The organism is Anaerosalibacter massiliensis, assembly GCF_024623155.1.
Classification (GTDB): domain Bacteria; phylum Bacillota; class Clostridia; order Tissierellales; family Sporanaerobacteraceae; genus Anaerosalibacter; species Anaerosalibacter massiliensis.
In genome coordinates, this window is record NZ_JANJZL010000021.1 from 1 (window position 1) to 22,534 (window position 22,534).

At 29.7% G+C, this 22,534-nt stretch carries 26 protein-coding genes, 1 tRNA gene and 2 other annotated features; of the genes, 1 reads left to right on the forward strand and 26 read right to left on the reverse strand.

Annotated features, from left to right (window positions below):
* The 24 genes from NSA23_RS15825 to NSA23_RS15940 form a co-directional block, all read right to left on the reverse strand.
* A partial coding sequence (locus tag NSA23_RS15825) for a GTP-binding protein (protein ID WP_257490758.1) occupies window positions 1-112 on the reverse strand: 112 nt, incomplete at its 3' end.
* Between the two features lie 110 nt (window positions 113-222).
* Window positions 223-298 (reverse strand) — tRNA-Thr (locus tag NSA23_RS15830).
* A gap of 60 nt (window positions 299-358) precedes the next feature.
* On the reverse strand, window positions 359-1,006 hold the full coding sequence (gene sigH / locus NSA23_RS15835; RefSeq protein WP_097668041.1) for an RNA polymerase sporulation sigma factor SigH: 648 nt from the start codon (window positions 1,004-1,006) through the stop codon (window positions 359-361).
* An 89-nt stretch (window positions 1,007-1,095) separates the two neighbouring features.
* Window positions 1,096-1,629, reverse strand: a complete 534-nt coding sequence (locus NSA23_RS15840) for an NYN domain-containing protein (protein WP_042682387.1) — start codon at window positions 1,627-1,629, stop codon at window positions 1,096-1,098.
* Window positions 1,619-2,359, reverse strand: coding sequence for a 23S rRNA (guanosine(2251)-2'-O)-methyltransferase RlmB (gene rlmB / locus NSA23_RS15845; protein ID WP_042682389.1), 741 nt, complete (start codon window positions 2,357-2,359; stop codon window positions 1,619-1,621). The genes NSA23_RS15840 and rlmB overlap by 11 nt, the downstream gene beginning before the upstream one ends.
* 85 nt (window positions 2,360-2,444) lie before the next feature.
* Window positions 2,445-3,215 carry an FAD-dependent thymidylate synthase gene (gene thyX, locus NSA23_RS15850; protein ID WP_420841103.1) on the reverse strand — a complete coding sequence of 257 codons (771 nt, stop codon included), beginning with the start codon at window positions 3,213-3,215 and terminating at the stop codon, window positions 2,445-2,447.
* Between the two features lie 65 nt (window positions 3,216-3,280).
* Window positions 3,281-3,682: a Mini-ribonuclease 3 gene (locus NSA23_RS15855; RefSeq protein WP_042682393.1), complete on the reverse strand. Its 402-nt coding sequence runs from the start codon at window positions 3,680-3,682 to the stop codon at window positions 3,281-3,283.
* Window positions 3,667-5,064 (reverse strand): cysteine--tRNA ligase, encoded by a 1,398-nt coding sequence (gene cysS, locus NSA23_RS15860; protein WP_042682395.1) that lies wholly within the window; start codon window positions 5,062-5,064, stop codon window positions 3,667-3,669. Before cysS ends, NSA23_RS15855 begins: the two co-directional genes overlap by 16 nt.
* A complete protein-coding gene (cysE, locus tag NSA23_RS15865) occupies window positions 5,051-5,800 on the reverse strand; it encodes a serine O-acetyltransferase (protein ID WP_438357573.1) in 750 nt (249 codons plus the stop codon). Before cysE ends, cysS begins: the two co-directional genes overlap by 14 nt.
* Window positions 5,772-5,989 (reverse strand) — a binding site (T-box leader). (Overlaps the previous gene by 29 nt.)
* A gap of 45 nt (window positions 5,990-6,034) precedes the next feature.
* Window positions 6,035-7,519 carry a glutamate--tRNA ligase gene (gene gltX, locus NSA23_RS15870; RefSeq protein ID WP_042682399.1) on the reverse strand — a complete coding sequence of 495 codons (1,485 nt, stop codon included), beginning with the start codon at window positions 7,517-7,519 and terminating at the stop codon, window positions 6,035-6,037.
* A gap of 79 nt (window positions 7,520-7,598) precedes the next feature.
* Window positions 7,599-8,468 carry a DUF1002 domain-containing protein gene (locus NSA23_RS15875; RefSeq protein WP_042682400.1) on the reverse strand — a complete coding sequence of 290 codons (870 nt, stop codon included), beginning with the start codon at window positions 8,466-8,468 and terminating at the stop codon, window positions 7,599-7,601.
* A gap of 97 nt (window positions 8,469-8,565) precedes the next feature.
* A complete protein-coding gene (locus NSA23_RS15880; RefSeq protein WP_042682401.1) occupies window positions 8,566-8,757 on the reverse strand; it encodes a hypothetical protein in 192 nt (63 codons plus the stop codon).
* A gap of 181 nt (window positions 8,758-8,938) precedes the next feature.
* Window positions 8,939-9,670: a LytR/AlgR family response regulator transcription factor gene (locus tag NSA23_RS15885; protein WP_042682402.1), complete on the reverse strand. Its 732-nt coding sequence runs from the start codon at window positions 9,668-9,670 to the stop codon at window positions 8,939-8,941.
* A gap of 13 nt (window positions 9,671-9,683) precedes the next feature.
* Window positions 9,684-9,803, reverse strand: coding sequence for a cyclic lactone autoinducer peptide (locus tag NSA23_RS15890; RefSeq protein WP_075052128.1), 120 nt, complete (start codon window positions 9,801-9,803; stop codon window positions 9,684-9,686).
* Window positions 9,804-10,436: an accessory gene regulator ArgB-like protein gene (locus NSA23_RS15895; protein ID WP_042682405.1), complete on the reverse strand. Its 633-nt coding sequence runs from the start codon at window positions 10,434-10,436 to the stop codon at window positions 9,804-9,806.
* A complete protein-coding gene (locus NSA23_RS15900; protein WP_042682407.1) occupies window positions 10,429-11,769 on the reverse strand; it encodes a sensor histidine kinase in 1,341 nt (446 codons plus the stop codon). The genes NSA23_RS15895 and NSA23_RS15900 overlap by 8 nt, the downstream gene beginning before the upstream one ends.
* A gap of 95 nt (window positions 11,770-11,864) precedes the next feature.
* Window positions 11,865-11,996 (reverse strand): hypothetical protein, encoded by a 132-nt coding sequence (locus tag NSA23_RS15905; RefSeq protein ID WP_257490757.1) that lies wholly within the window; start codon window positions 11,994-11,996, stop codon window positions 11,865-11,867.
* A gap of 134 nt (window positions 11,997-12,130) precedes the next feature.
* Window positions 12,131-13,864 (reverse strand): proline--tRNA ligase, encoded by a 1,734-nt coding sequence (locus NSA23_RS15910; protein ID WP_042682409.1) that lies wholly within the window; start codon window positions 13,862-13,864, stop codon window positions 12,131-12,133.
* Between the two features lie 71 nt (window positions 13,865-13,935).
* Window positions 13,936-14,153: a binding site (T-box leader), on the reverse strand.
* A 43-nt stretch (window positions 14,154-14,196) separates the two neighbouring features.
* Window positions 14,197-15,369: an ABC transporter permease gene (locus NSA23_RS15915; protein ID WP_042682411.1), complete on the reverse strand. Its 1,173-nt coding sequence runs from the start codon at window positions 15,367-15,369 to the stop codon at window positions 14,197-14,199.
* On the reverse strand, window positions 15,362-16,090 hold the full coding sequence (locus NSA23_RS15920; protein WP_042682414.1) for an ABC transporter ATP-binding protein: 729 nt from the start codon (window positions 16,088-16,090) through the stop codon (window positions 15,362-15,364). The genes NSA23_RS15915 and NSA23_RS15920 overlap by 8 nt, the downstream gene beginning before the upstream one ends.
* Window positions 16,077-16,574 carry a 2-C-methyl-D-erythritol 2,4-cyclodiphosphate synthase gene (ispF, locus tag NSA23_RS15925; RefSeq protein ID WP_042682416.1) on the reverse strand — a complete coding sequence of 166 codons (498 nt, stop codon included), beginning with the start codon at window positions 16,572-16,574 and terminating at the stop codon, window positions 16,077-16,079. Before ispF ends, NSA23_RS15920 begins: the two co-directional genes overlap by 14 nt.
* Before the next feature lie 11 nt (window positions 16,575-16,585).
* A complete protein-coding gene (gene ispD, locus NSA23_RS15930) occupies window positions 16,586-17,326 on the reverse strand; it encodes a 2-C-methyl-D-erythritol 4-phosphate cytidylyltransferase (RefSeq protein ID WP_042682418.1) in 741 nt (246 codons plus the stop codon).
* 215 nt (window positions 17,327-17,541) lie between these two features.
* Window positions 17,542-18,639: a PIN/TRAM domain-containing protein gene (locus NSA23_RS15935; RefSeq protein WP_042682420.1), complete on the reverse strand. Its 1,098-nt coding sequence runs from the start codon at window positions 18,637-18,639 to the stop codon at window positions 17,542-17,544.
* A gap of 79 nt (window positions 18,640-18,718) precedes the next feature.
* On the reverse strand, window positions 18,719-19,207 hold the full coding sequence (locus NSA23_RS15940) for a CarD family transcriptional regulator (protein WP_042682422.1): 489 nt from the start codon (window positions 19,205-19,207) through the stop codon (window positions 18,719-18,721).
* Between the two features lie 228 nt (window positions 19,208-19,435).
* Here NSA23_RS15940 and NSA23_RS15945 point away from each other — a divergent pair, with 228 nt between their 5' ends.
* Window positions 19,436-19,852, forward strand: coding sequence for a nucleoside triphosphate pyrophosphohydrolase family protein (locus NSA23_RS15945; protein WP_097668039.1), 417 nt, complete (start codon window positions 19,436-19,438; stop codon window positions 19,850-19,852).
* A 56-nt stretch (window positions 19,853-19,908) separates the two neighbouring features.
* On the opposite strand, the gene disA is transcribed toward NSA23_RS15945, so the two are convergent.
* The gene (gene disA, locus NSA23_RS15950; RefSeq protein ID WP_042682425.1) at window positions 19,909-20,973 is read right to left on the reverse strand and encodes a DNA integrity scanning diadenylate cyclase DisA; all 1,065 of its coding nucleotides are present in this window, start codon (window positions 20,971-20,973) and stop codon (window positions 19,909-19,911) included.
* Between the two features lie 17 nt (window positions 20,974-20,990).
* The gene (radA, locus tag NSA23_RS15955; protein ID WP_042682427.1) at window positions 20,991-22,349 is read right to left on the reverse strand and encodes a DNA repair protein RadA; all 1,359 of its coding nucleotides are present in this window, start codon (window positions 22,347-22,349) and stop codon (window positions 20,991-20,993) included.
* Between the last annotated feature and the right edge of the window lie 185 nt (window positions 22,350-22,534).

Here is a 22,534-nt window from a genome sequence, read left to right on the forward strand (position 1 = left end):
TGTTTAGAACTGTTGTTATTGCTGCTGTTAATGTTGTTTTACCATGGTCTACGTGACCTATTGTTCCAATATTAATATGTGGTTTTGTTCTCTCAAATTTTGCTTTTCCCATTTTACTTCCTCCTTAACTTTTAATTTCATAAGAAAACATATCCGGGTGTTTCCTAAGTTTAAATAATAAGTAATATTTAATAATAAGTAATATTTTAAAAATTTATATTATGGAGCCCATGACCGGATTTGAACCGGTGACCTCTTGCTTACCATGCAAGTGCTCTACCTTCTGAGCTACATGGGCATTTATAACCACTGTAAACAATTTTACTATCTAGTTAGACTATTGTCAATAGGAAAAATATTAATCCTCTCTTAATTCTAAATATCTTTCTAGTTTTCTTTTCACTCTTTGAAGTGCATTATCAATACTTTTTACATGTCTATCTAGTTCTACTGCAATTTCTTGATAAGACTTGCCCTCCAAGTATGCCATGAGCACTTCCCATTCAAGATCACTTAATATTTCGCCAATTTTATTTTCAATGTTATTTAACTCTTCTCTCCCTATAATAAGTTCCTCTGGATCTGTAATTTTAACTCCTGACAGTACATCTAAAAGAGTCCTATCTGACTCTTCATCATAGATAGGTTTGTTCAAAGATACATAAGAGTTTAAAGGAATATGTTTTTGCCTAGTTGCTGTTTTAATTGCAGTTATTATCTGTCTAGTTATACAAAGCTCTGCAAAAGCCTTAAAAGATGTAAGCTTGTCCTTATTATAATCGCGAATAGCTTTATAAAGGCCTATCATGCCTTCTTGAATAATATCTTCTCTATCTGCACCAATTAAAAAATAAGATCTAGCTTTTATCCTTACAAAATTTTTATACTTAGTTATGAGATATTCTAAGGCTTGAAGATCACCCCTTTTCGCTTCTTCAACAATATCTTCATCTTCTAAGCTATCACAATATACAATATCCAGTTCATTGTATAAACCTATGCCCACCAAACATCCCCTCCAGAAAGTGTTAAAACCTTTGACTTTGCTTATTTCAATTAATTAAATTATAGTTAATTAAGTTTTAATAGTCAAGATTATTTCTCATTCTTTCCCCATTTTTCCAACTTTTTAAGAATTTCATCATCCAATCTTCCAATAATTAGATTGTTTTTCTGATTTTCCCTCTTATTTTTTTTATTAATAAAGGATTTATAATTATTTATTTCAACCTCTAACTCTCTAGCAGAAATCCTAGTTCCTCCTCTTCCTAGAACAACCTGTTGCTCCATCCAATCTGATGTAGCTACTCTAACTTTTTTTACCCTTCCTATATCATCCAATACTTTTTCAATATAATGATCCGCTGTTTCATCTTCTTTTGTATATACTACTTCAACCCCTTTTATTGTTTCCTTTTTTCCACTATTACCCTTTACCATATGTGCATCAAATACTATTATAACTTTTATTTTAGTATAGTATTGATATTCAGTCATTATATCTATTAGTTCATTTCTAGCTACCTCTAAATCTATCTCACTTAAAGAACGTAGTTTTTCCCAAGAATTTATAATATTATATCCATCTACAAATAAATATTCTTTAAAACCCGATCCATTATTTGACATATCTCTCTCTTACCACTTCAAATATTAGTATAGAGGCAGCATTTGAAGCATTTAAAGATGATATCTTGCCCAACATAGGTATCTTAACTAAAAAATCACAGTTTTCTTTTACTAGTCTGGAGATTCCTTTTCCTTCACTTCCAATGACTAGCACTTTTGGTCCACTAAAATCTCTCTGAAAATAATATTCTTTACCTTCTACATCTGCACCATATACCCATAGTCCTTTCTCTTTAAGCTCTTTCAGAGTATCAGTTATATTAGTTACTTTAGATATCAACATATGCTCTACAGCTCCTGCTGAAGCTTTAATGGCAGTCTGAGATACTGTAGCAGCTCTTCTCTTTGGTATTATAATACCATGAGCACCTCCACATTCTGCCGACCTTATAATAGAACCTAAATTGTGAGGGTCTTCTATTTCATCAAGAACTATTATAAATGGATCCTCTTTTAAATCTCTAGCTTTATTTAAAATATCATCTATAGATGCATATTTAAAAGGAGTAACTAGAGCTGCTACCCCTTGGTGAGTGCTTCCCTCAGAAATAGCATCTAGTTTTTTTCTATCTACATACTGTATTGGAATTTTTTCATCCTTAGCTATTCCAATAATTTTATTAATAGAACCCTTTAATTCTCCCTTAGATATTAAAATTTTTTCAACTTCCCTATTTGTTTTAAAAACTTCGAGCACTGGATTTCTTCCTACAATATAGTTACTTTCCATTCTATTCACTCCCTATGTTTATACTGTATATTAAAATAAATTATACGATAGCATAAACATTATCTCAATATATTTTTAATTAATATTATATACTTTTAAATCTTTCTCTTACCTTATCTATTTTCCCACAAGTCATTTTTCCCTCTGGACAAACCCCTATTAAACAGCTTGGACCAGCATTTTTAAACAAGGTAGGATAAACTTTCTTTACTTCCTTAAGCATCTCTGTAGCTAAAGCCCTTATTTCCCATTGAGCCCTATTACAACATCTTAACCTAAAGAAATTAAAAAGGCTTCTAGTATTCATAGTAAATACAATTTTAGTTTCGCAAGCATTAGGGAAAACATATCTTGCATCTTCTATGGACATTTTTTCTGCCATAGTTCTAGCCCTCTTATCATTATATCCTTTTTTTAGTAACTTTTCAAAATGTTCTTTAAACAATATATCTGTAATTTCGTCATAATATTTCTGATCTTCTTCCATAGCTTTAATATAAATATCCCTTGCTTCTTTTACATTATCTATAGATGATGGGATTATGTAATCAAATTGGTCTAATTTTACATAACGTTGAGATTGTTGAGAAAAACTAGCTATTCTATGTCTTACAAGCTGATGGGTAAGCACTCTTGAAACACCTTCTACTCCAAAAGTAAAGCTAAGATGTTCAAGAGGAGATTCATGACCTAAATCCATGAGCATGTTTAAAAACCTGTCCACTTTCTCTTCATCTAAATTTTCTTCTATTTTGTCAATTCCTACAGGAGAATAACAAAGTTTAGCTGCTGATGCTACTAGTTTTTCTCCTTCTGGTGTATATCTTAAAAGTTGAACTTTAAGTTTACTATCCAAGTATATCATCCTTTCTTAATTTAAAGACTAAGATGTACTTAATAAGTACATCTTAGTCCTTATCTTCATATTATTCTATTTAATAATTGAAACATCCTTTCCTCTTGCCCTGTTAAATATAAAAATCCTATTAAAGCTTCAAATCCTGTTGCATATTTATAATCAGTAATATTTGCATTTTTAGGAGATGAATGAGTCTTTGCATTTCTTCCTCTTTTGACAATATTTTTTTCTTCTTCTCTAAGTTCTTTCTCTAAAAAATGAATTATATTTGCTTGTGCACCTGCTTTCACATATTTCACTGCTTCTTTATGAAGTTCATGGACAGGAAGTTTTTTTTGCAATAAATATCTTCTTATAAAAAGCTCATATACTGCATCTCCTATATAAGCTAATTGTAGAGGAGAGAGCATGGAAGCCTCTTTTTTAGTTAAATTTTTATTTCTTCCTATTACATCCTCTTCCATTTTACCCCGCCTTTTGTATCTTCAATTATTATACCCTTTTCTTTTAGTTCATCCCTTATTTTATCAGCTAATTCAAAGTTTTTATTTTTTCTAGCTTCTGTTCTCTTTTCTATAAGCTCTAATATTTCACTCTCTAAAAGGTCTTCCTCTTTAGACAATATTCCTAGTATTTTTGAAAGTTCCATTAATATATCATATATATATTTTAGCAGTTCTTTAGATGAATTTTCATCTAGTTTTCCATTAGAAATTCTTACTATTTCAAAAAGAGCTGCTATTCCATCAGCTGTATTTAAATCATCTTCCATACTTTCTTTAAATTCAGATTTAAATTTATCAATTTCAACTTTTATCTTTTCTTCCTCATCTGTTAAGCTCTTTTCTTCAGCATTTTCCATTAAATATTCTAAATTTTTCTTTCCATTATACAATCTTTCTAATCCATGTTTAGCTTGAGTAAGTGATTTTTTGCTAAAATTAATAGGATTTCTATAGTGAACAGACAATAAGAAAAATCTTAATACTTCTAAATCAAACTCTTCTCCAATTTCTCTTATAGTGAAAAAATTAAATTCGGATTTCGACATTTTTTTATTGTCTATATTTATCATAGCATTGTGAAGCCAATAGTTTGCAAAAGGCTTTTCAGACAGTGTTTCACTTTGAGCTATTTCATTTTCATGATGTGGAAATTGCAAGTCTTCTCCACCAGCATGTATATCAATAGTTTCTCCTAAAAACTCTCTAGCCATTACAGAACATTCTATATGCCAACCAGGTCTACCTTTCCCCCATGGACTATCCCAAGAAGGCTCTCCTTCTTTCTCCTTCTTCCACAATGCAAAATCCATAGGGTTTTTCTTTTCTTCGCTGATTTGGATTCTGGCACCGCTTATAAGCTCTTCAATATTCTTTTTAGAAAGCTTTCCATAATCTTTAGTTGAGTTTATATTAAAATAAACATTTCCATCTACATTGTATGCACTGCCTTTATCTATTAAACCTTGTATAAAATCTATTATTTCTTCAATATGCTCTGTAGCCCTTGGATGGCTAGTTCCTGCTTCATCTAAAAGAAGTCCATCTGCATCTATATGGTATTCTTCAATAAATCTATCGGCTATTTTCTTAACTGTTGTATCTTCTTCTTTAGCTTTTTTTATCATTTTATCATCAATATCTGTAAAATTAACTAGATAATCTACTTCATATCCACTGTATTTAAAATATCTTCTTAATGTATCAAATACTACTAATGGCCTAGCATTTCCTATATGCATATAATTGTATACTGTAGGCCCACATACATACATAGTTACTTTCCCATCTTCTATAGGTTTAAACTCTTCTTTTTTCCTAGTTAAAGTATTATATAATTTCATCATTTACATCTCCTTTCTTTTTATATAGATGGTCTTCTAGTTCTGATATTCTCTTTCTTAAACATTCTAACTCCTGAAAAACAGGATCTGGTAATTTCACTTGATCTAAATCTATTTCATCTTTTGCTGTAGAACATTTTAATCTTTTATTATTTTTAACTACTATTCTTCCGGGTACCCCTACTACTGTGCAATTAGGTGGAACCTCTTTTAAAACTACAGAACCTGCCCCTATTTTTGAATTATCTCCTACAGTGAAAGGTCCTAGTACTTTGGCTCCTGAACTTATAACTACATTGTTTCCAATAGTTGGATGTCTCTTCCCTTTTTCCTTCCCTGTACCACCTAATGTAGCACCTTGATATATAGTTACATTATCACCTATTTCAGTAGTCTCACCTATAACTACTGCCATTCCATGATCTATAAATAAACCCTTTCCAATTTTTGCACCTGGATGTATTTCAATTCCCGTAAAAAATCTGCCAATATTAGATATTATCCTAGCTAATAGATACAATCGTATATTATAAAAAAAATGGGCAATTCTATAAAAGAAAAGAGCATGTAATCCTGGATAACAAAGTATAGCCTCAGTCCAACTTCTAACAGCTGGATCCCTATTTCTTATGGCTTTTACATCTTCTGTTATAGTTTCCCACATAATAATATCCTCCCTTTTTAATAAATAAAAAAACCGCCTCAAATACAGAGACGATTTATTTCGTGGTTCCACTCTGATTGGAAGACAAAACCCCTTCCAACTCTAAGACAATAACGGTGTCAACCGATTAACCCTACTGTACTTCAGGCAACAGTTCAAAGGTGCACTTCAATTTAACAGGAACTTAGGGCTTCTCTCAGCTAGGTAAAAACCCTTCTCTGTAAGTATATTAAATCTACTTTCCCTTTTCACAACCTTTAGATAATTATATTTCATTTTATACTATTTCTATATATTATTCAAGTATTATTTTAAATACTTATTTTCTATATAGTCTATGCGTTTAAGTATATTTTGTTTACCTAAAACATATATAATATCTACTAATTCTGGCCCATGTAAATTTCCTGTAAGAGCAGATCTAACTGGCATGAATAAATTCTTTCCTTTTATACCAGTTTTTTTCTGTATTTTTTTCATTAATCCCTTAGAAAATTCTTCATCTATTTTATCTACAGTCCCTAACTCTTCTCTCAATGCTTCAAATAGTATAGGAACTTGTTCACCTTTCAACACTTTCAAGACTTCATCATTTTCTAACTCTACTTCTTCGCCAAAGAAAATAGCCACTTTTTCTGGGACTTCTTTAATTGTAGATAAGCTTTCTTGTACTGTTCTTATCATAGTGTTTATCCAATCATACCTTTTATCTACATCATCTTCTGTTATATAACCTGATTCTATTAAATATGGTATAGCTAAATTAGTAATTTTCTCAGTGTTAGATTCTCTTATATAATGACCGTTTACCCAATTAAGTTTATTCTTATCAAATATTCCTCCAGTTTTGGATACTCTTTCAAAGGAGAACTGTTTTATCAACTCTTCCATAGAGAGAATCTCATCATTTCCTTCAGGACTCCAACCTATTAACGCAAGATAATTTACTAAACTTTCTGGAAGATACCCACTATTTCTAAAATCCTCTACAGAAACATCTCCTTGCCTTTTACTTAATTTTTTTCTATCTTTGTTTAATACTGTAGGAAGATGAACATATTCAGGAGCATCCCAACCAAAAGCTTCATATAAAAATGCATGCTTTGGAGCTGAAGCTAACCATTCCTCTCCTCTAACTATATGAGTTATATTCATCAAATGATCATCCACTACAACCGCTAAATGATAAGTAGGATATCCATCCGATTTCAAAAGTACTTGATCATCTAGATCTTCTGTGTTTATAGTTATATTTCCCCTTACAATATCATAGAACTTAATATCTCTATTTTGAGGCAGTCTAAGTCTAACTACATACTCTTCTCCCTGTTCTATTCTTTTCTTCGCTTCATCTATAGGTATATTCCTACAAAAACCATCATACTTGGGTATAAGCCCTTTTACTTTTTGTTCTGCTCGTACTTCATCAAGCCTTTCCTTAGAACAGAAACAATAATAGGCATATCCATTTTCAATTAGTTCATCTACATACTTTCTATAAATATCTAATCTTTCTGATTGAATATATGGACCATATTCTCCTTTTTGAGTTATTTCCCCATCCTCTATAACTACTCCCTCATCAATTTCGATTCCGGCCCATTCTAGAGAATTAATTAAATTTTCAATAGCTCCTTCTACATATCTACTTCTATCCGTATCCTCTATTCTCAATATAAACTTACCATTATTGTGTTTTGCAAATAAATAATTATATAATGCAGTCCTAAGTCCGCCAATATGTAAATATCCTGTTGGACTTGGTGCAAATCTCACTCTAATATTTTCCAAAAAACTCCACCTCCAAAATAAACTACCAATATATTATATATCACCTATTTACTAGTTTCAACAGTGAAGGATTTATATATTAGTTAAATAATTTGTTAAAAAACTCTCCAAGATAGTCAGCAATCTTTTGGAAGAAGGATTTCACATCTTCATTTTGACCTATTATTTTATCTATCTTTCCTGATATATCTTTCAATTGTCCTTTTATATCATCAAGATTTAAATCTAATTTAGAAATTTTTCTCATAAGCTCAACTATCTCATTTATTTGTTCTTGAGTAAGCTGAATATCTAAATCTTTTGCTGCTGATTCTACTGCATCCTTTATCTCTTTTTTACTCTTTTTATTATTTCCAACTACATCTACTTTTACATTTTCAATAAGTTCACTAGCTTTTTCTTTACCTATTTCATTTCCAAGCATTGCAGTCTTTGCTATCTCTTCACTAGCTACTTGTTTTTCTTTTTCAGATATACCTTCTCCTGTAATATCTTCAAAAGCCTTTATAATACCTGTTAAAGCTGCAGTACCTGATACATTTACTGGACTGGCAACTACTACTTTAGCATCTTTGATACCTGCTGTAATCAATGCATTTTCATACATGTCCTTAGTTACCCAAGATATATTGTAAGTGTCTACAGAAATACCTGCTCCTTCATCTAATTTCTCCACATAAGCACAAGACAATGCTCTAGTTCCTAATAGCTTATCATCTATATACTTGCCTAAATATTCTCTTTCCTCTGCATTAGTCACTTCTACAATCTCTACATCTTTATCTACACCAAAATGATTTAGCATTGAGTTTCTTTGCTCTTGAGTCAAGTTCTTTCCTAAACTTACAACTTTATTTTTTCCCATTTCTGCATCTGCAAATACTAAACTAGATATACTAGTTACAAGCAATAATATCGTTAAAACAGTAGAAATTGTTCTCTTAAACATTAATATCCCTCCAAATTTAATTCATAATACATTATAATCTATTGACTTATAAAATAGAATATCTTATTCTGAAGGTTTTTACAAGGAAAAAATTGCTCTAGATTGAACTAGAGCAATTTCTTCTTAATTCCTTTTTATCTATATCCATATTTTTTAAAAACTTTTCTTTTTCCTCCAAATGCTTACAATACTCTTCTTCACTAATTTTGTTTTCCTTTCTCAAAAGATTCAATAAATTTATTGTCTCTACACAAAGAAATTCCAATTCATTTTGTATATATTTTTCCACTTTTCTCCCCCCAGTTTTTTTGCTTTTCCTCCTTGCTTTATTTCTATAATTTTTAACTATATCCTTCCTTTTTTTCTAACTGGCCCTTTTTAGCACTCAAGTGGTCTCTTTTCTGGTCTAACTGTCCATATAAGGAAAAGGGATATACTCTTTTTTCTTCTAGTATATCCCTATAAAAATGTCACAGTGTTAAATTATTAAATCTTTCTCGAAATTCTTTAAATCCAGTTCTGCTCATTAATGCCACTTTATCACTGTTTAAAAATTCAATCTGATATACTCTTTCCCCAATTTCTAATACTTTTTTAATCTTCTCCTCATTTACAATATAGGATTTATGCACTCGTAAAAAACTATCCCCTAACTTATTCTCTAATTCTTGTAAGCTATCTTGTACATTATAAGTGTTTTTTTCATCATGAATAATAGTATCTCCAGCCAATCTTTCAGCATATAATATATCTTTAACTGCTATAAAAAACATTTCTCCTCCATTTTTAACTACAATCCTATTCATACCTTTACTTTTGGTAGAAGAAGTTTTATCTACATAATTTGTTAGAGTAACTATTGTTTCAATAAGCCTTTTTACATTTATAGGTTTAAGAATATAGTCATAAGGATGAACGTCAAAAGCAGAAACTGCATATTTAGAATGACCTGTAATAAAAACTATCTTAGTTTCTGGGCTTATCTTGTGTATTATTCTTGATATTTCAAGACCATTTAAATCTTCACTTTCTAATTCTACATCTAGCATAGCTATTTCTGGTAGATGTTCTCTTGCTAAACTTATTGCTTCTTTTCCACTTGATGTATCAAAAATTTCTGATGCAGAAGTGTTTTCCATTACTATCTTTTTTATAAATTTTCTAGTATAATCTTCGTCTTCTAAAATGAGGATTTTAATCAACTACTATCAGCTCCTACTTTTTCAAAGATTCTGGTATTTCTGGTTCGTGTAAAATCATAGCACTACATGTACTAGCTCCTGTCCTAGCAATTAATCCTAAAAATGATGCCAATATAGTTAAAATACCTTTCATTTATTTCACCTCCCCATATTTAGCCTTAGTTTTGTCTAAATATTTGTCTATGCTGTTTATAATCCAGTACCCAAAAGGTGTTATAAAAGTGAAACTTGTAAAAGCCCCTAGTACAATAGGTAGTATATATTGAATATTATTTAATCTATTTAAATATTGAACTATTGTGATCCAAATAATTAAAACTACAGTAGTCTTAAGCTTTTGTTTTCTCCTATCTTCTTTATTTTTCATTGGCTTTATTTTTGTATCTCCAGGTATCCATTTTGCAATAGTTAATATTCCTAAAAATAAGGTTATATAAAATAAAAATTTATAATTAGATATGACAATATTAAAACAAGAAATTTTTCCTAGGATTAAAAATATAATTATTCCAGATGTCAAACATCTTAAATAAGTGCTAAAATGTACTCCACCTCCAAAGTGGCGAAAAATAGCAAAAGTAATTAAGGATAATATAGTAGCTTTAAATATTCCAAAAATTGCTGCTAAACTAACTATAAATGCAAACTTAATAATTCCATTCAACAATAATTCTAATCCGTAAGCCCAAATTTCTATATCTTCATTAGTTCCATTTAGATTATTCCCTAATGAAAGAGCCAATTTTTTTGAAATTTTATTAGTCATTTTTATTCCCTTCCTCTTTTGGAAATATTATTTTAAATACAGTTTTATCCTTAGAATAAACTTTAATAATTCCATTGTATTTATCAACAATATTTTTCATTAAAAATAGTCCATATCCTCTTCCTACTGAAGATTTAGTAGTATAACCAGGTTCAAACAATTTGTCCATTTCATCTTTAGATATTCTATCTCCATTGTTTGATACCTGCATTATATAATCTCCGTCCAAATAATCTATTTTTAAACTTACTTCTCTATAATTCTTTTCTTTTTTAACAACTTCAAAGGCATTATCTAAAAGATTTCCCAGTAGACTACATAAATCCCAAGAATCAATTTGTAATTTACTTAAATTACAATTAATATCAAATTTAAAATCTATATTATTTAACTCTGCTAATTTTCTCTTTCCATTTATTAAAGCAGTTAAAGCCATATTTTCCACATATACTATGTCATCTGTATAGCTATATTCATCACTTAATCCATCAATATACTCTTTTGCTGAAGCTATTTCATCTAAATAAACCATGGCTTGAATAGTTTGAATATGACGCTTATGCTCATGATTTTGAGTTCTTAAAGCATTATATAATCCTTCCATTTGTTCTAAATAGTTTTTTAAAAGATTCATTTCCACCTTATCTTTTATATCATCCCCAAGCCCTTTTATTGAGATTAGCACTAATATTGTAAATATGCTGATAATAATATTTATAATAGTATATCCTGCATTATCTGAAAATTGATTATAACGAGATAGATAAAAAGTTTGATTCATAAGTATTATAAATATACCTTGAATTAGGACTATAAATAACACCAATATAGATCTATCTTTATATAAATTTTCAAAATCATTTTCATACATTCTTAGATCAAACAAATAAAACTGTATCTTCTTTATAAAAATATAAAATAAATACATAATTAAACCATTAGGTATATATATAAATACATTTAACCAAGGATTTTTTATTAAATCTTTAGGAGCACTTTGAAATAATTTAAGTAAAATAGGAATAGTAGTATTCTGCAATAATCCATTGATTAATAAACTAGTTACAATACATATAAAAGAATAAGCTATGTTCATCTTTAGTATTATCCTTATAAAAAATAGTGAGCAAAATATGAGCATCACTGTATGAAGTCCATATACATTAACATTCCTTCGTGTAAAATATACTATTACTGCGACTAAACATGAAACTAACAATGCTTTCTTAAAGCTTACATCTATATTAAACAGTTTAAAACCTAAAATCATTAAAACAAACATTTCAGGTATTGATTGAAATAACACAACATACCAAGGGATTGAGTACAACATAGATATTCACCTATTTCTTTATTATTTGTTGCATATTTATACGTTCTATATTTAAAGTGAATATCCTTTATTTTAACCCTCTCATATATCGCAATTTATGCCAAAATACTTGATTTTTCTACAATATTCAGTTTTTTTAAAAAATATTTATTTCCTTCTTCTGCAATATAAGTTTCCCTATTAAATAGGCTAATTCCTTCTAAAAAATCTAACTGTCCGTTTTTCATACCCAACTGGCCCTTTTTGACATCTAACTCGCCATTAGTTGCTATGCTAAGTATTATTAAACAGAATGTTAAAGAGGCTATATTAAAATAGATTAATTTATTTTAATATAACCTCTTTAAATATTTAACCTTTATTATATACTTTTAATATCTAATCCTGCTTTTTTAAACTCTTCTTTAACTTTATCTTTTACCTCATCGATATTTATTTCAATTTTTTCATCTTCATTTCTTAAAGAGTACTCTACTATATTTTCTCCTGCTTTTTTTCCAATAGTTATTTGAATAGGTACACCTATTAAATCTCTATCATTAAATTTAACTCCAGCTCTTTCTTTCCTATCATCTAAAAGTACTTCAACACTCATATTTTTCAATTCATTATATAATTTTTCTCCTAATTTAATTTGTTCTTCTTTCTTTATATTAATAACTGTAATAATAGCATGATATGGTGCTACTACTAATGGCCACACTATTCCTTTATCATCATGATATTGTTCTACTATAGCAGCCATACTTCTAGACACGCCTATGCCATAGGAGCCCATTACAAAATGTTTTTCCTTCCCATCTTCATCTAAATAAGTAGCATCTAAACTTTCACTATATTTAGTGCCTAACTGGAATATATTTCCTACTTCTATTCCTCTTTCCATTTTTAAAGGACTACCACATTTTGGACAAACATCTCCTTCTTTAATTAACAATAAATCTTCAACTACTTCCCCTGTGAAATCTCTCCCATAGTTCACGTTCCTTATATGATAATCTGTTTCATTAGCTCCTACAATGAAATTGTTCATCTTTGTTACCCTTGCATCAACTAAAAGTTTTACTCCTTCTTTAAGGCCTATAGGCCCTATAGAGCCTGGTTCTGCACCTGTTGCTTCTCTAATTACTTCATCATCTGCACTTTCTAGTTCATGTGTTCCTATTTTTAGATAGTTACAAAGTTTTACTTCATTAAGCTCTCTATCTCCAGGTACTAATGCAATAATCACTTCATTATTTACTTTATATATTACTGATTTGGCCAATTTATCTTTTTCTACATTAAGAAAATTAGATAATTCTTCAATCGTCTTTATACCCGGAGTATGAATTTTTTCTCTTTCAAGCTCTTCTTCCTCTGAATTTTCTATATTGTAAACTACTGTAGCTTTTTCATCTGTAGCAGCATAGTTACAATCATCACAATATGCAACTAAACTTTCTCCTGTCTCCGATACTGCCATAAATTCATGGGATCTTCTGCCTCCCATAGTTCCTGAATCTCCTTCAACAACTCTAAATTTAAGTTTTAATCTTTCAAATACCTTTTCATATGCATCCCACATAATCTTATAAGCTTCTTCTAATCCATCTAAATCTTTATCATAACTATATGCATCTTTCATAATAAACTCTCTACTTCTAATAAGTCCAAATCTTGGCCTTTTTTCATCTCTATATTTAGTTTGAATTTGATAAATGCTCAATGGAAGTTGTTTATAAGATTTTATTTCATCTTTGATAAGATTTGTAAAATATTCTTCATGAGTTGGTCCTAAACAAAACTCTCTTTCATGTCTATCATGTAATTTAAACATCTCTGGTCCAAAATCATCCCATCTACCACTAGCTTGCCAAAGTTCTTTTGGCTGTATAGCGGACATTAAAAGTTCTTGGGAACCAGAACTATCCATTTCCTCCCTAACTATTTGTTCTATTTTCCTTATAACTCTATATCCAAGAGGTAGGTATGAATATACCCCTGATACTAATTTTCTCATCATCCCAGCTCTAACTAATAACTGATGACTAGGAATTTCTGCTTCAGTTGGAACTTCCCTTAATGTTGGTAAATATAATTTTGACATCTTCATTATTTTTTCCTCCTTATTTTTATATGGCTATAACATAATTAGTTTTGAATATAAAAAACCTTCATCTCAAATATAGAGACGAAGGTTTAAGTTCGCGATACCACTCTAATAGATTTATAAATATTATAAATCCACTCAAAAGCTATAACGATGCCACCGTCTAGACCTAATACATTTCAGCCTAGAAGCTCAGGAACGGGTTCAATATTCATTGGGTCAGAAGTTTTTCACCACATGAACTTCCTCTCTAAGACCGTTAATATCTACTATTTTCCTTCAATGCGTATATATTTTATTAAAATAATACTAGAAAAAAACTATTATGTCAAATATTAATTTCTGAATATAACTGTTTCTTTTTCAAACATTTTTACAGTTATTGTTAAAAACAAAGCTATATACAATAGATTCCATCCCGTAGTTATCAATATATGTTTCATATCATATACAGATACTATGACTTCCTTAATAACTCCTATAGTATTTATTATAGGTATATGAAAATAATGTCTAGGTATGGCTCTACCATCTACAAACATAGTCAGATAAGCAGGTACCATAAGTACAATACTTACAGGACTTAAATAAGTTTGAGCTTCTTTGAAGTTTCTAGCATAAAAACTAATTGCAAGTTCAATACTTGAGAATGCTAAAGCCATTTCTAAACAAACTAAGGTTATTATACCAATAGCTTTTATAGAAAGTGTAGTCCCCTCTCCTAGAAAATCTGGATTTATCTTTGTAGCAATTAAAAATCCTATTAAAGAAGCTATAGTAGCAATTACCCCTGCCACAACTACTGCAAAATATTTTCCCATGAGTATAGACATTCTACTAGACTTTGTAGTCAAAAGAGGTTCTAAGGTTTGTCTTTCTTTTTCTCCTGCACCTAAATCAGTAGCGGCTGGAATACCTCCTACAGCTGACCATATAGTTAGCATAAAGGGAAGCATCATAGAGAAAATCATTAGTCCTGTTCCCCCCTCTTTAGATACAGAAGAATATTTAATATCTATAGGTTCTAGTATCTGTGGATTGACTCCTGCATTTTCCAATCTTTTAGCTACAATATATCCAGTATAACCTGAAATAATTTGTTCTACCCTTGATTTACCTATTTCAGATTTTTGACTAGCATCATCATAAATTAATTCTATTCTAGGTTTTTCACCTTGCTGAATTTTTTCATCAAAATTTTCTCCAATTTTTACTATGACTTTTATATCTAGCTTGTCTAAAGCTTTTTCAGCATCTTCAGTTTTTACAATATTTATATCCTTATGATTTAAAAGAAAAGATTCAAGTTCATTTTTTTCTTCACTTAAGATAGCAATTTGTACAGGTTCTTTACTTTCCTTTTCAATATCCGAACTCCCAATACCAAAAACAAATGCTATTAAAGGGAATATTATTATTGGAATTATTATACTTGAAAAAATAGTCTTTTTATCCCTAAATGTATCTATTATTTCTTTTTTGAAAACTACTCTAGTAAATTTATTCATTTTTTTCACCTACTAAAGAAACAAATATTTCTTCTAAATTTTCTTCTCCATACTTCACCTTTAATCCTTCTAATGAAGAAATTTCTACCATCTTTCCTTTATGAATTATTCCTACCTCATCACATAATTTTTCTACTTCATTCATAGAATGGCTAGAAAATATAATAGTTTTTCCTTCATTTCTCAATTCCTTTATAAATTCATGTACTACTCTAATAGCTGTTACATCAAGACCTGATGTAGGTTCATCAAAAAACATTATAGATGGACTATGGATTATACTTCTAGCTATAGCAACTTTTTGCTTCATACCTTTTGAAAATTTTCCTACTTTCCTATCAATATACTCTTCCATTTCTAGATCCTTGGCTAATTTTTCAATTTTCATATTTATCTGAGCCTTGTCCATACCATTCAAAAGCCCAAAATATTCAATATTTTCCCTAGCTGAAAGCCGATCATAAAGGCCTATCTCTCCTCCAAATAAAATACCAATTTCTCCTCTTATATCTACTGGGTCTTGAATTAAATCATATTCATTTATAATTGCTGTACCTGAAGTAGGTTTAAGCATTGTAGCAAGCATCCTCAATGTAGTAGTCTTGCCTGCACCATTTTCTCCTAGAAGTCCAAAAACTTTGCCTTCTTCCACTTCAAAGGATACATTGTCCACTGCAATTACATCTTTAAAATGTTTAGATAATTTTTTAATTTCTATCATATCTTCCCCCCTTATTTTTTTCTAATATACATATACTATGAGCTGATATACCCTCTTTCTGCCCCTCAAACCCTAAACCTTCTGTAGTTGTCGCTTTTATATTTATATTATCTTTTGAGGTATTAAGTACTTTAGTTATATTTTCTTTCATAGTATCTATATATGGAAACATCTTAGGACTTTGTGCAACTATTATACTGTCTATATTTCCTATCATATACCCATTTTCTTTCATAATACTGTAGACTTCTTCAAGAAGAACCATACTTGATATATCCTTGTACCTTTCATCTGTATCTGGAAAATGCTTGCCAATATCTCCAAATCCTAATGCTCCCAATATGCTATCCATAATAGCATGTATCAAAACATCTGCATCTGAATGACCTAGCAAACCTTTATCATGAGGAATTTCTATTCCTCCTATTATTAATTTTCTCTTTTCTACTAATTTGTGAACATCATAACCTATTCCTACTTTCATAAAAATCCATCCTATCTACTTTGAAATATAAATTCTCTCCTATTTAAAATAATCTCCTTATCTTTAAGTAAGGACTCTCCAACTATTAAATCTTCTGGGGTAGTTATTTTTATATTTTCATAATTACCCATTATCATTTTCACACAAATTCCCAATCTTTCTACAAGCATACTATCATCTGTTCCTACAAAATCATCTTCTATGGCACATTTGTAAGCTTCCATTATAGTATCTTTCCAAAATGATTGGGGAGTTTGAGCTGCCCATATCTTACTTCTATCAGGAGTACTAGAAATATTCTCATTCTTCTCTACAAGTTTAATTGTATCCTTCACTGGAACTCCTACTACACAAGCTCCATATTTTACTACTCCCTCTATACTATCTTTAATATTTTCTATCTTTATAAAAGGTCTAGCACCATCATGAATTAAAACTATATTAGCTCTTTCATTTAGTGCTAACAATCCATTATATACAGAATCTTGCCTTTCTTTTCCACCTTTAACTACTTTATTTACTTTTTTAAAGTTAAATCTTTTTACAATTTCTCTTCTGCAATAGTCTACTTCATCTTCTTTTGCAACTACTACAATTTCATCTACATAATTGCATTCTTCAAACTTTTCTAAAGTACGAGCAAGTATAGGCTTATTGGCAATAGATATAAATTGCTTATTTACACTACTTCTCATTCTATTGCTCATACCAGCAGCAGCTATTATAACTGAAACATAGTTATTTTTATACATTTTTTTCACCTCTAAGTAATTATAGCATATTAAAAAATAACAGGAAATACCTTTATCATATAAAATCATTTATTATACAGAGATAGTATATGTTAAATAGCCATAAAATATATTAAGAATAAAAAAAAGAGACAAAGAAGATAATTCTTAACCCATCATTATCTCTGTCTCAAAAAAGAAAAAGAGATAAAGGGAACTGCCCCTTTATCTCTTTCTTATACTGCCCTATCTACTGCTGATTTAGGTTTTGCAAATATCATTCTTCCAGCAGAAGTTTGCAATACACTTGTTACTAAAACCCCTATAGTTTCTCCAATATGTTTTTTTCCACCTTCTACGACTATCATAGTTCCATCATCAAGATATGCTAAACCTTGACCTGATTCCTTACCATCTTTTATTACTTGGACTTTCATTTCTTCTCCTGGAAGAACTACAGGTTTAATAGCATTTGCCAATTCGTTTATATTTAACACTTCTATATTTTGAACTTCAGCTACTTTATTTAAATTATAATCATTTGTAATTATTTTACCCTTCATATCTTGAGTAAGTTTTAAAAGTTTTGAATCTACTTCTTTTATATCTTCATATTTTTTATCAGTGATAATTACTTCTACATTTAATTCTTTTTGTATTTTATTTAGTATATCAAGTCCTCTTCTTCCTCTATTTCTCTTTAGAGAATCAGAAGAGTCTGCAATATGTTGAAGCTCTTCAAGAACAAACTCTGGTATAATCAATGCTCCCTCAATGAATCCAGTTTTACAAATATCTGCTATTCTACCATCTATAATAACACTGGTATCCAATATTTTAGGACAAGCCTTACAAGATGTTTTTAATTTTTCTTTCCCTATGTTTTTTTTGAAAAGATTAAAAGTATTCGTGAAATCCTCCATTTTCCTAGTGGGAATTTTAACTCCTAAGTATCCAAATATTAAATACAATATAATAGATACTATGACTCCTAAATAGGGTACATTTAAATTATAAAATGGCTGGCTTAGTAAATAAGCAATAATCAACCCCACTATTAATCCAATAGAACCTAAAGCGATATCGGAAGCAGGCAGATCTTGAAGCTCTACTTCCACAAAACGAATAAATTTCCTTCCTCCTTTAATAAAAGAAGGTGAAAGAAAGAAAAATATAATTCCAGAAGTCAAAACCATTGATATAAATATAACCAATCCAGGTACACCCATACCTGTCAATTTTAAAATACCAAGGCTCTCTAAGCCAGCCACAATTCCATATCCTATCAATGTTCCTACTAAAGCTATTACATATCTGGCAATTTTATCTGCCATGAACTCACCTCCCTACTATCATTATATATTTCCATAAATTAAATTAATATAACATTTTTTTAAAACTTTTTATTTATTTTTATGCAGAGGGAGAATCTATAGCTTCATCAATGAGCCTTTCTGTTTCTTCCTGATCAATGTCTTTTGCCAATACTATCTCGCTTACAAGCATTTGTTTTGCACTGTTTAACATCTTTCTTTCTCCTGTTGATAATCCTTTTTCTCTATCTCTAATCATAAGATTTCTAACAACTGATGCAATTTCAAAAATATTTCCACTTTTAATTTTATCCATGTTTATCCTATATCTTCTATTCCAATTTTGAGGCATTTTTGTTTGGTTTCCACTTAGAACTGCAAAAACTCTATCAATATCATCATTTTCTACAATTTCTCTTATTCCAATATCTCCTACATTATCTACTGGCACCATTACTTTCATATCTCCAATAGGCATTTTCATAATGTAGTACTTCTTCTTTTCATCTAATATTTCCCTTTCTTCTATAGCGACAATAATGCCTGCACCATGCATAGGGTAAACAATTCTATCTCCTATATCAAACATAGTGACAACCTCCCAATTTAAACATAGTATATTAACAGTATACAATAAAGGGTAATGATTGTCAAATAAGATATTGTACCATATTCCTTATATTTTTGTCAACTAATAATTTTTTTATATACTTTTTTATAAATTAAGCCAATAAAAACAAGAATTATTTGACAACAACTTGTCCTCATAAGTATAATTAAGATACAAAACAAATTATTTGACTGGGGTGGAAATTATATGGGCAGAAATATTGAGAGTATAGATGAAAATATGATTTGCGATGAATTTCAAGAGAAAGTTTCCGAAGTACTTATAAGACATAAAAGTATTTTAGACATAATTACTAAATTAGATGAGTATAACGCAAGAATTAATAGAGCAGTTATGAAATCTGTTACTTCTTGTGGCTGTATTTCAATTAATGCTTCAAAACAAAAGTATAATACGGATACTTTGGAAGAATTGAGTAGATCATTAAAAAATCATGTCGATGGGGAACTTTGCGAGGTTTGTAGGGAAAAGATTGAAGAAGAAATGGGAGCTTATGCCTTTTATTTAGCTTCTCTATGTAATACTTTAGATATAAGTTTATGGGATGTTTTGATTAAAGAATTTGATAATTTAAAAACATTAGGAATATATAATCTAAAATAAGTAAAAGCTAAATTGGATTTCACCAATTTAGCTTTTTTACTTATATTCAATGATATTTATATTAGATGTCTATCTAAAAAAGACTGTTCTTGAAATCTTCTAAGACCCTCTTTTATAGTTCTTGCTCTTATTTCTCCAATACCATCCACAAGATCTAGCTCTGAAATAGAGGCCTTGAGTATTTTTTGAAAAGATCCAAACATAGTTATAAGATTATCTAATACATTTGAAGGAAGTCTTGGTATTTTACTTAATATTCTATAGCCCTTTGGATAAATATTAGTATCTAAAGAATTAGCTCCAGTATCATAACCTATTATTTTTGCAATATTATATAGATCTAATAATTCCTCTGAAGAAAGATTTCTTATGTCATTTTTTGTATTCAAATAGTCTTTTTTCATTTTTATATTGAAATAATCTTTTATAATATTCAATCCATCTTCCTCTACTCCACTTATAAGTTCATCAAGTTGCATACTTATAAGTCTTCCTTCATTTCCTAGTTCTAATATATATTTTTCTATTTCATCAGATACTCTCATAACCATTTCTATTCTTTGAAGAACTTTCACCACATCATATACAGTTACTAAATCTTCAAATTCTAATGCAGTTAAATTTCTCATAGCTTGATTTAATACGTTTTTATATTTTTCTAAGGTCTGTATAGCTTGATTAGCCTTATCAAGTATTTCACTGGAATCTCTCAAAACATATTTGCTGTTTCTCCTATATAAAGTGATTATATTTCTTCTTTGGGATATAGCAATAACTAATGCATTTGTTTGCTTAGCAACTCTTTCTGCTGTTCTATGTCGAATTCCCGTTTCCTTTGAAATTATAGACTGGTCTGGAATTAACTGAGCATTAGCATATAGTATTTTCTTGCAATCATTACTAATTATTATGGCTCCATCCATTTTAGCTAGTTCATAAAGATATGCTGGGGAAAAATCACTATTTATATTAAATCCTCCATCTACTGTCTTAAGTACCTCCTCATTGTTTCCAATCACTATCAAAGCTCCAGTTTTTGCCCTTACTATACTTTCAAGTCCCATGCGTAGACGGGTTCCAGGAGCAACTATTCTCAAAGATTCATATATGTCTTTCTTCATACACTTTCCTCCATATTCTAACCTCCTAAAACAATATCCAACGCTTCTAATACATTATTAACACCTATTATATTTATTCCTTTTGTTTTATTTAAATCCTTTATATTTGCCTTAGGAACAATTGCTGTATTAAAGCCTAAATTTTCTGCTTCTTTAATCCTTTTTTCTATGAAATTCACCCTTCTAACTTCTCCTGTAAGACCTACTTCTCCTACAATAGTCAGTTTTGAATCTATAGGAATATCTCTATAACTTGAAGCTATTGATGATATAATACCTAAATCTATAGCTGGTTCTTTTGTCTTAAGTCCTCCTACAATATTTGCATATACATCATAACTTTCCATATTATATCCTACCTTTTTTTCTAGAACAGCTATCATTAAAATAACTCTATTATAATCTATACCCATAGCTACCCTTCTAGGCATTCCAAACATAGTAGGGCTTACTAATGATTGTAATTCCACAAGCATTGGTCTAGTTCCTTCTAAACTTGGAACAACTATTGTACCGGAAGTATCTCTTGGTCTTTCTGAAATGAGAATCTTTGAAGGATTTTGGACTTCTACAAGGCCTATATCTCTCATTTCAAACATACCTATTTCATTTGTAGATCCAAATCTATTTTTTATAGCTCTTAAAATTCTATAACTATGATATGCCTCCCCCTCAAAATAGAGAACTGTATCTACCATATGCTCAAGTACTCTTGGTCCAGCAATAGAACCCTCTTTAGTTACATGCCCTACAAGAAAGGTAGCAATATTCTTTCTCTTAGCTATATTCATTAAAATATGAGTGCCTTCTCTTACTTGACCAACACTACCTGGAGCTGAACTAATATCAGGATTATAAACTGTTTGAATAGAATCTATAATTAAAATATCTGGAGATACATTTTCTATTATACCTTTTATTATGTCCAGATTAGTTTCAGATAAAATATATAACTCTTTAGATTCTAATTTTATCCTCTCTGCTCTTATTTTAATCTGTTTTACTGATTCTTCTCCAGATACATATAATACTTTTAATCCTTTATTTGAAAGATTGTTTGCTATTTGTATAAGTAATGTGGACTTTCCTATTCCTGGATCTCCTCCTACAAGTATTAAAGAGCCCTTAACAATTCCTCCCCCTAATACCCTATCCATTTCTCCTATATCAGTTTTAAATCTATCTTCTTCATCTATTTTTACATCCTTAATATTTTCTATTTTTATATCCTTTAAATCCTTCTTTATCTTACTTTTTTTCTCATCAATTTCTTCTACAAAACTATTCCATTCATTACAAGAAGGGCATTTTCCCATCCATTTATAATTTTCATAGCCACAGTTTTGGCAAATAAATTTTGTTTTGATTTTAGCCACAAAATCACCTCTTAAATATTCTCTCCGTATTATATCCTACTATATTTTTTTTACAAATAAAAGGGGCTGTTTCATAACTGATTTATCAGTTATGAAACGCCTCTTTTTTTATGTTCAAGTTGACAACTGAAGTACCTAAGTTTCCATAAATTTAAATATATTTTTCTTAGTCTAATTTTAGGTAT

Bases quoted from the DNA above. Each gene is read 5' to 3' on its own strand.
- ispD (WP_042682418.1), bottom strand. From the start codon at position 17,326: ATGTATAAAAATAACTATGTTTCAGTTATAATAGCTGCTGCTGGTATG.
- NSA23_RS15910 (WP_042682409.1), bottom strand. From the start codon at position 13,864: ATGAAGATGTCAAAATTATATTTACCAACATTAAGGGAAGTTCCAACT.
- NSA23_RS15915 (WP_042682411.1), bottom strand. From the start codon at position 15,369: ATGAATAAATTTACTAGAGTAGTTTTCAAAAAAGAAATAATAGATACA.
- NSA23_RS15875 (WP_042682400.1), bottom strand. From the start codon at position 8,468: ATGTTTAAGAGAACAATTTCTACTGTTTTAACGATATTATTGCTTGTA.
- NSA23_RS15945 (WP_097668039.1), top strand. From the start codon at position 19,436: ATGGGCAGAAATATTGAGAGTATAGATGAAAATATGATTTGCGATGAA.
- NSA23_RS15900 (WP_042682407.1), bottom strand. From the start codon at position 11,769: ATGTTGTACTCAATCCCTTGGTATGTTGTGTTATTTCAATCAATACCT.
- cysS (WP_042682395.1), bottom strand. From the start codon at position 5,064: ATGAAATTATATAATACTTTAACTAGGAAAAAAGAAGAGTTTAAACCT.
- NSA23_RS15905 (WP_257490757.1), bottom strand. From the start codon at position 11,996: ATGAAAAACGGACAGTTAGATTTTTTAGAAGGAATTAGCCTATTTAAT.
- ispF (WP_042682416.1), bottom strand. From the start codon at position 16,574: ATGAAAGTAGGAATAGGTTATGATGTTCACAAATTAGTAGAAAAGAGA.
- NSA23_RS15920 (WP_042682414.1), bottom strand. From the start codon at position 16,090: ATGATAGAAATTAAAAAATTATCTAAACATTTTAAAGATGTAATTGCA.
- NSA23_RS15890 (WP_075052128.1), bottom strand. From the start codon at position 9,803: ATGAAAGGTATTTTAACTATATTGGCATCATTTTTAGGATTAATTGCT.
- disA (WP_042682425.1), bottom strand. From the start codon at position 20,973: ATGAAGAAAGACATATATGAATCTTTGAGAATAGTTGCTCCTGGAACC.
- rlmB (WP_042682389.1), bottom strand. From the start codon at position 2,359: ATGGAAAGTAACTATATTGTAGGAAGAAATCCAGTGCTCGAAGTTTTT.
- NSA23_RS15895 (WP_042682405.1), bottom strand. From the start codon at position 10,436: ATGACTAATAAAATTTCAAAAAAATTGGCTCTTTCATTAGGGAATAAT.
- NSA23_RS15840 (WP_042682387.1), bottom strand. From the start codon at position 1,629: ATGTCAAATAATGGATCGGGTTTTAAAGAATATTTATTTGTAGATGGA.
- NSA23_RS15935 (WP_042682420.1), bottom strand. From the start codon at position 18,639: ATGGCAGATAAAATTGCCAGATATGTAATAGCTTTAGTAGGAACATTG.
- NSA23_RS15855 (WP_042682393.1), bottom strand. From the start codon at position 3,682: ATGGAAGAGGATGTAATAGGAAGAAATAAAAATTTAACTAAAAAAGAG.
- NSA23_RS15940 (WP_042682422.1), bottom strand. From the start codon at position 19,207: ATGTTTGATATAGGAGATAGAATTGTTTACCCTATGCATGGTGCAGGC.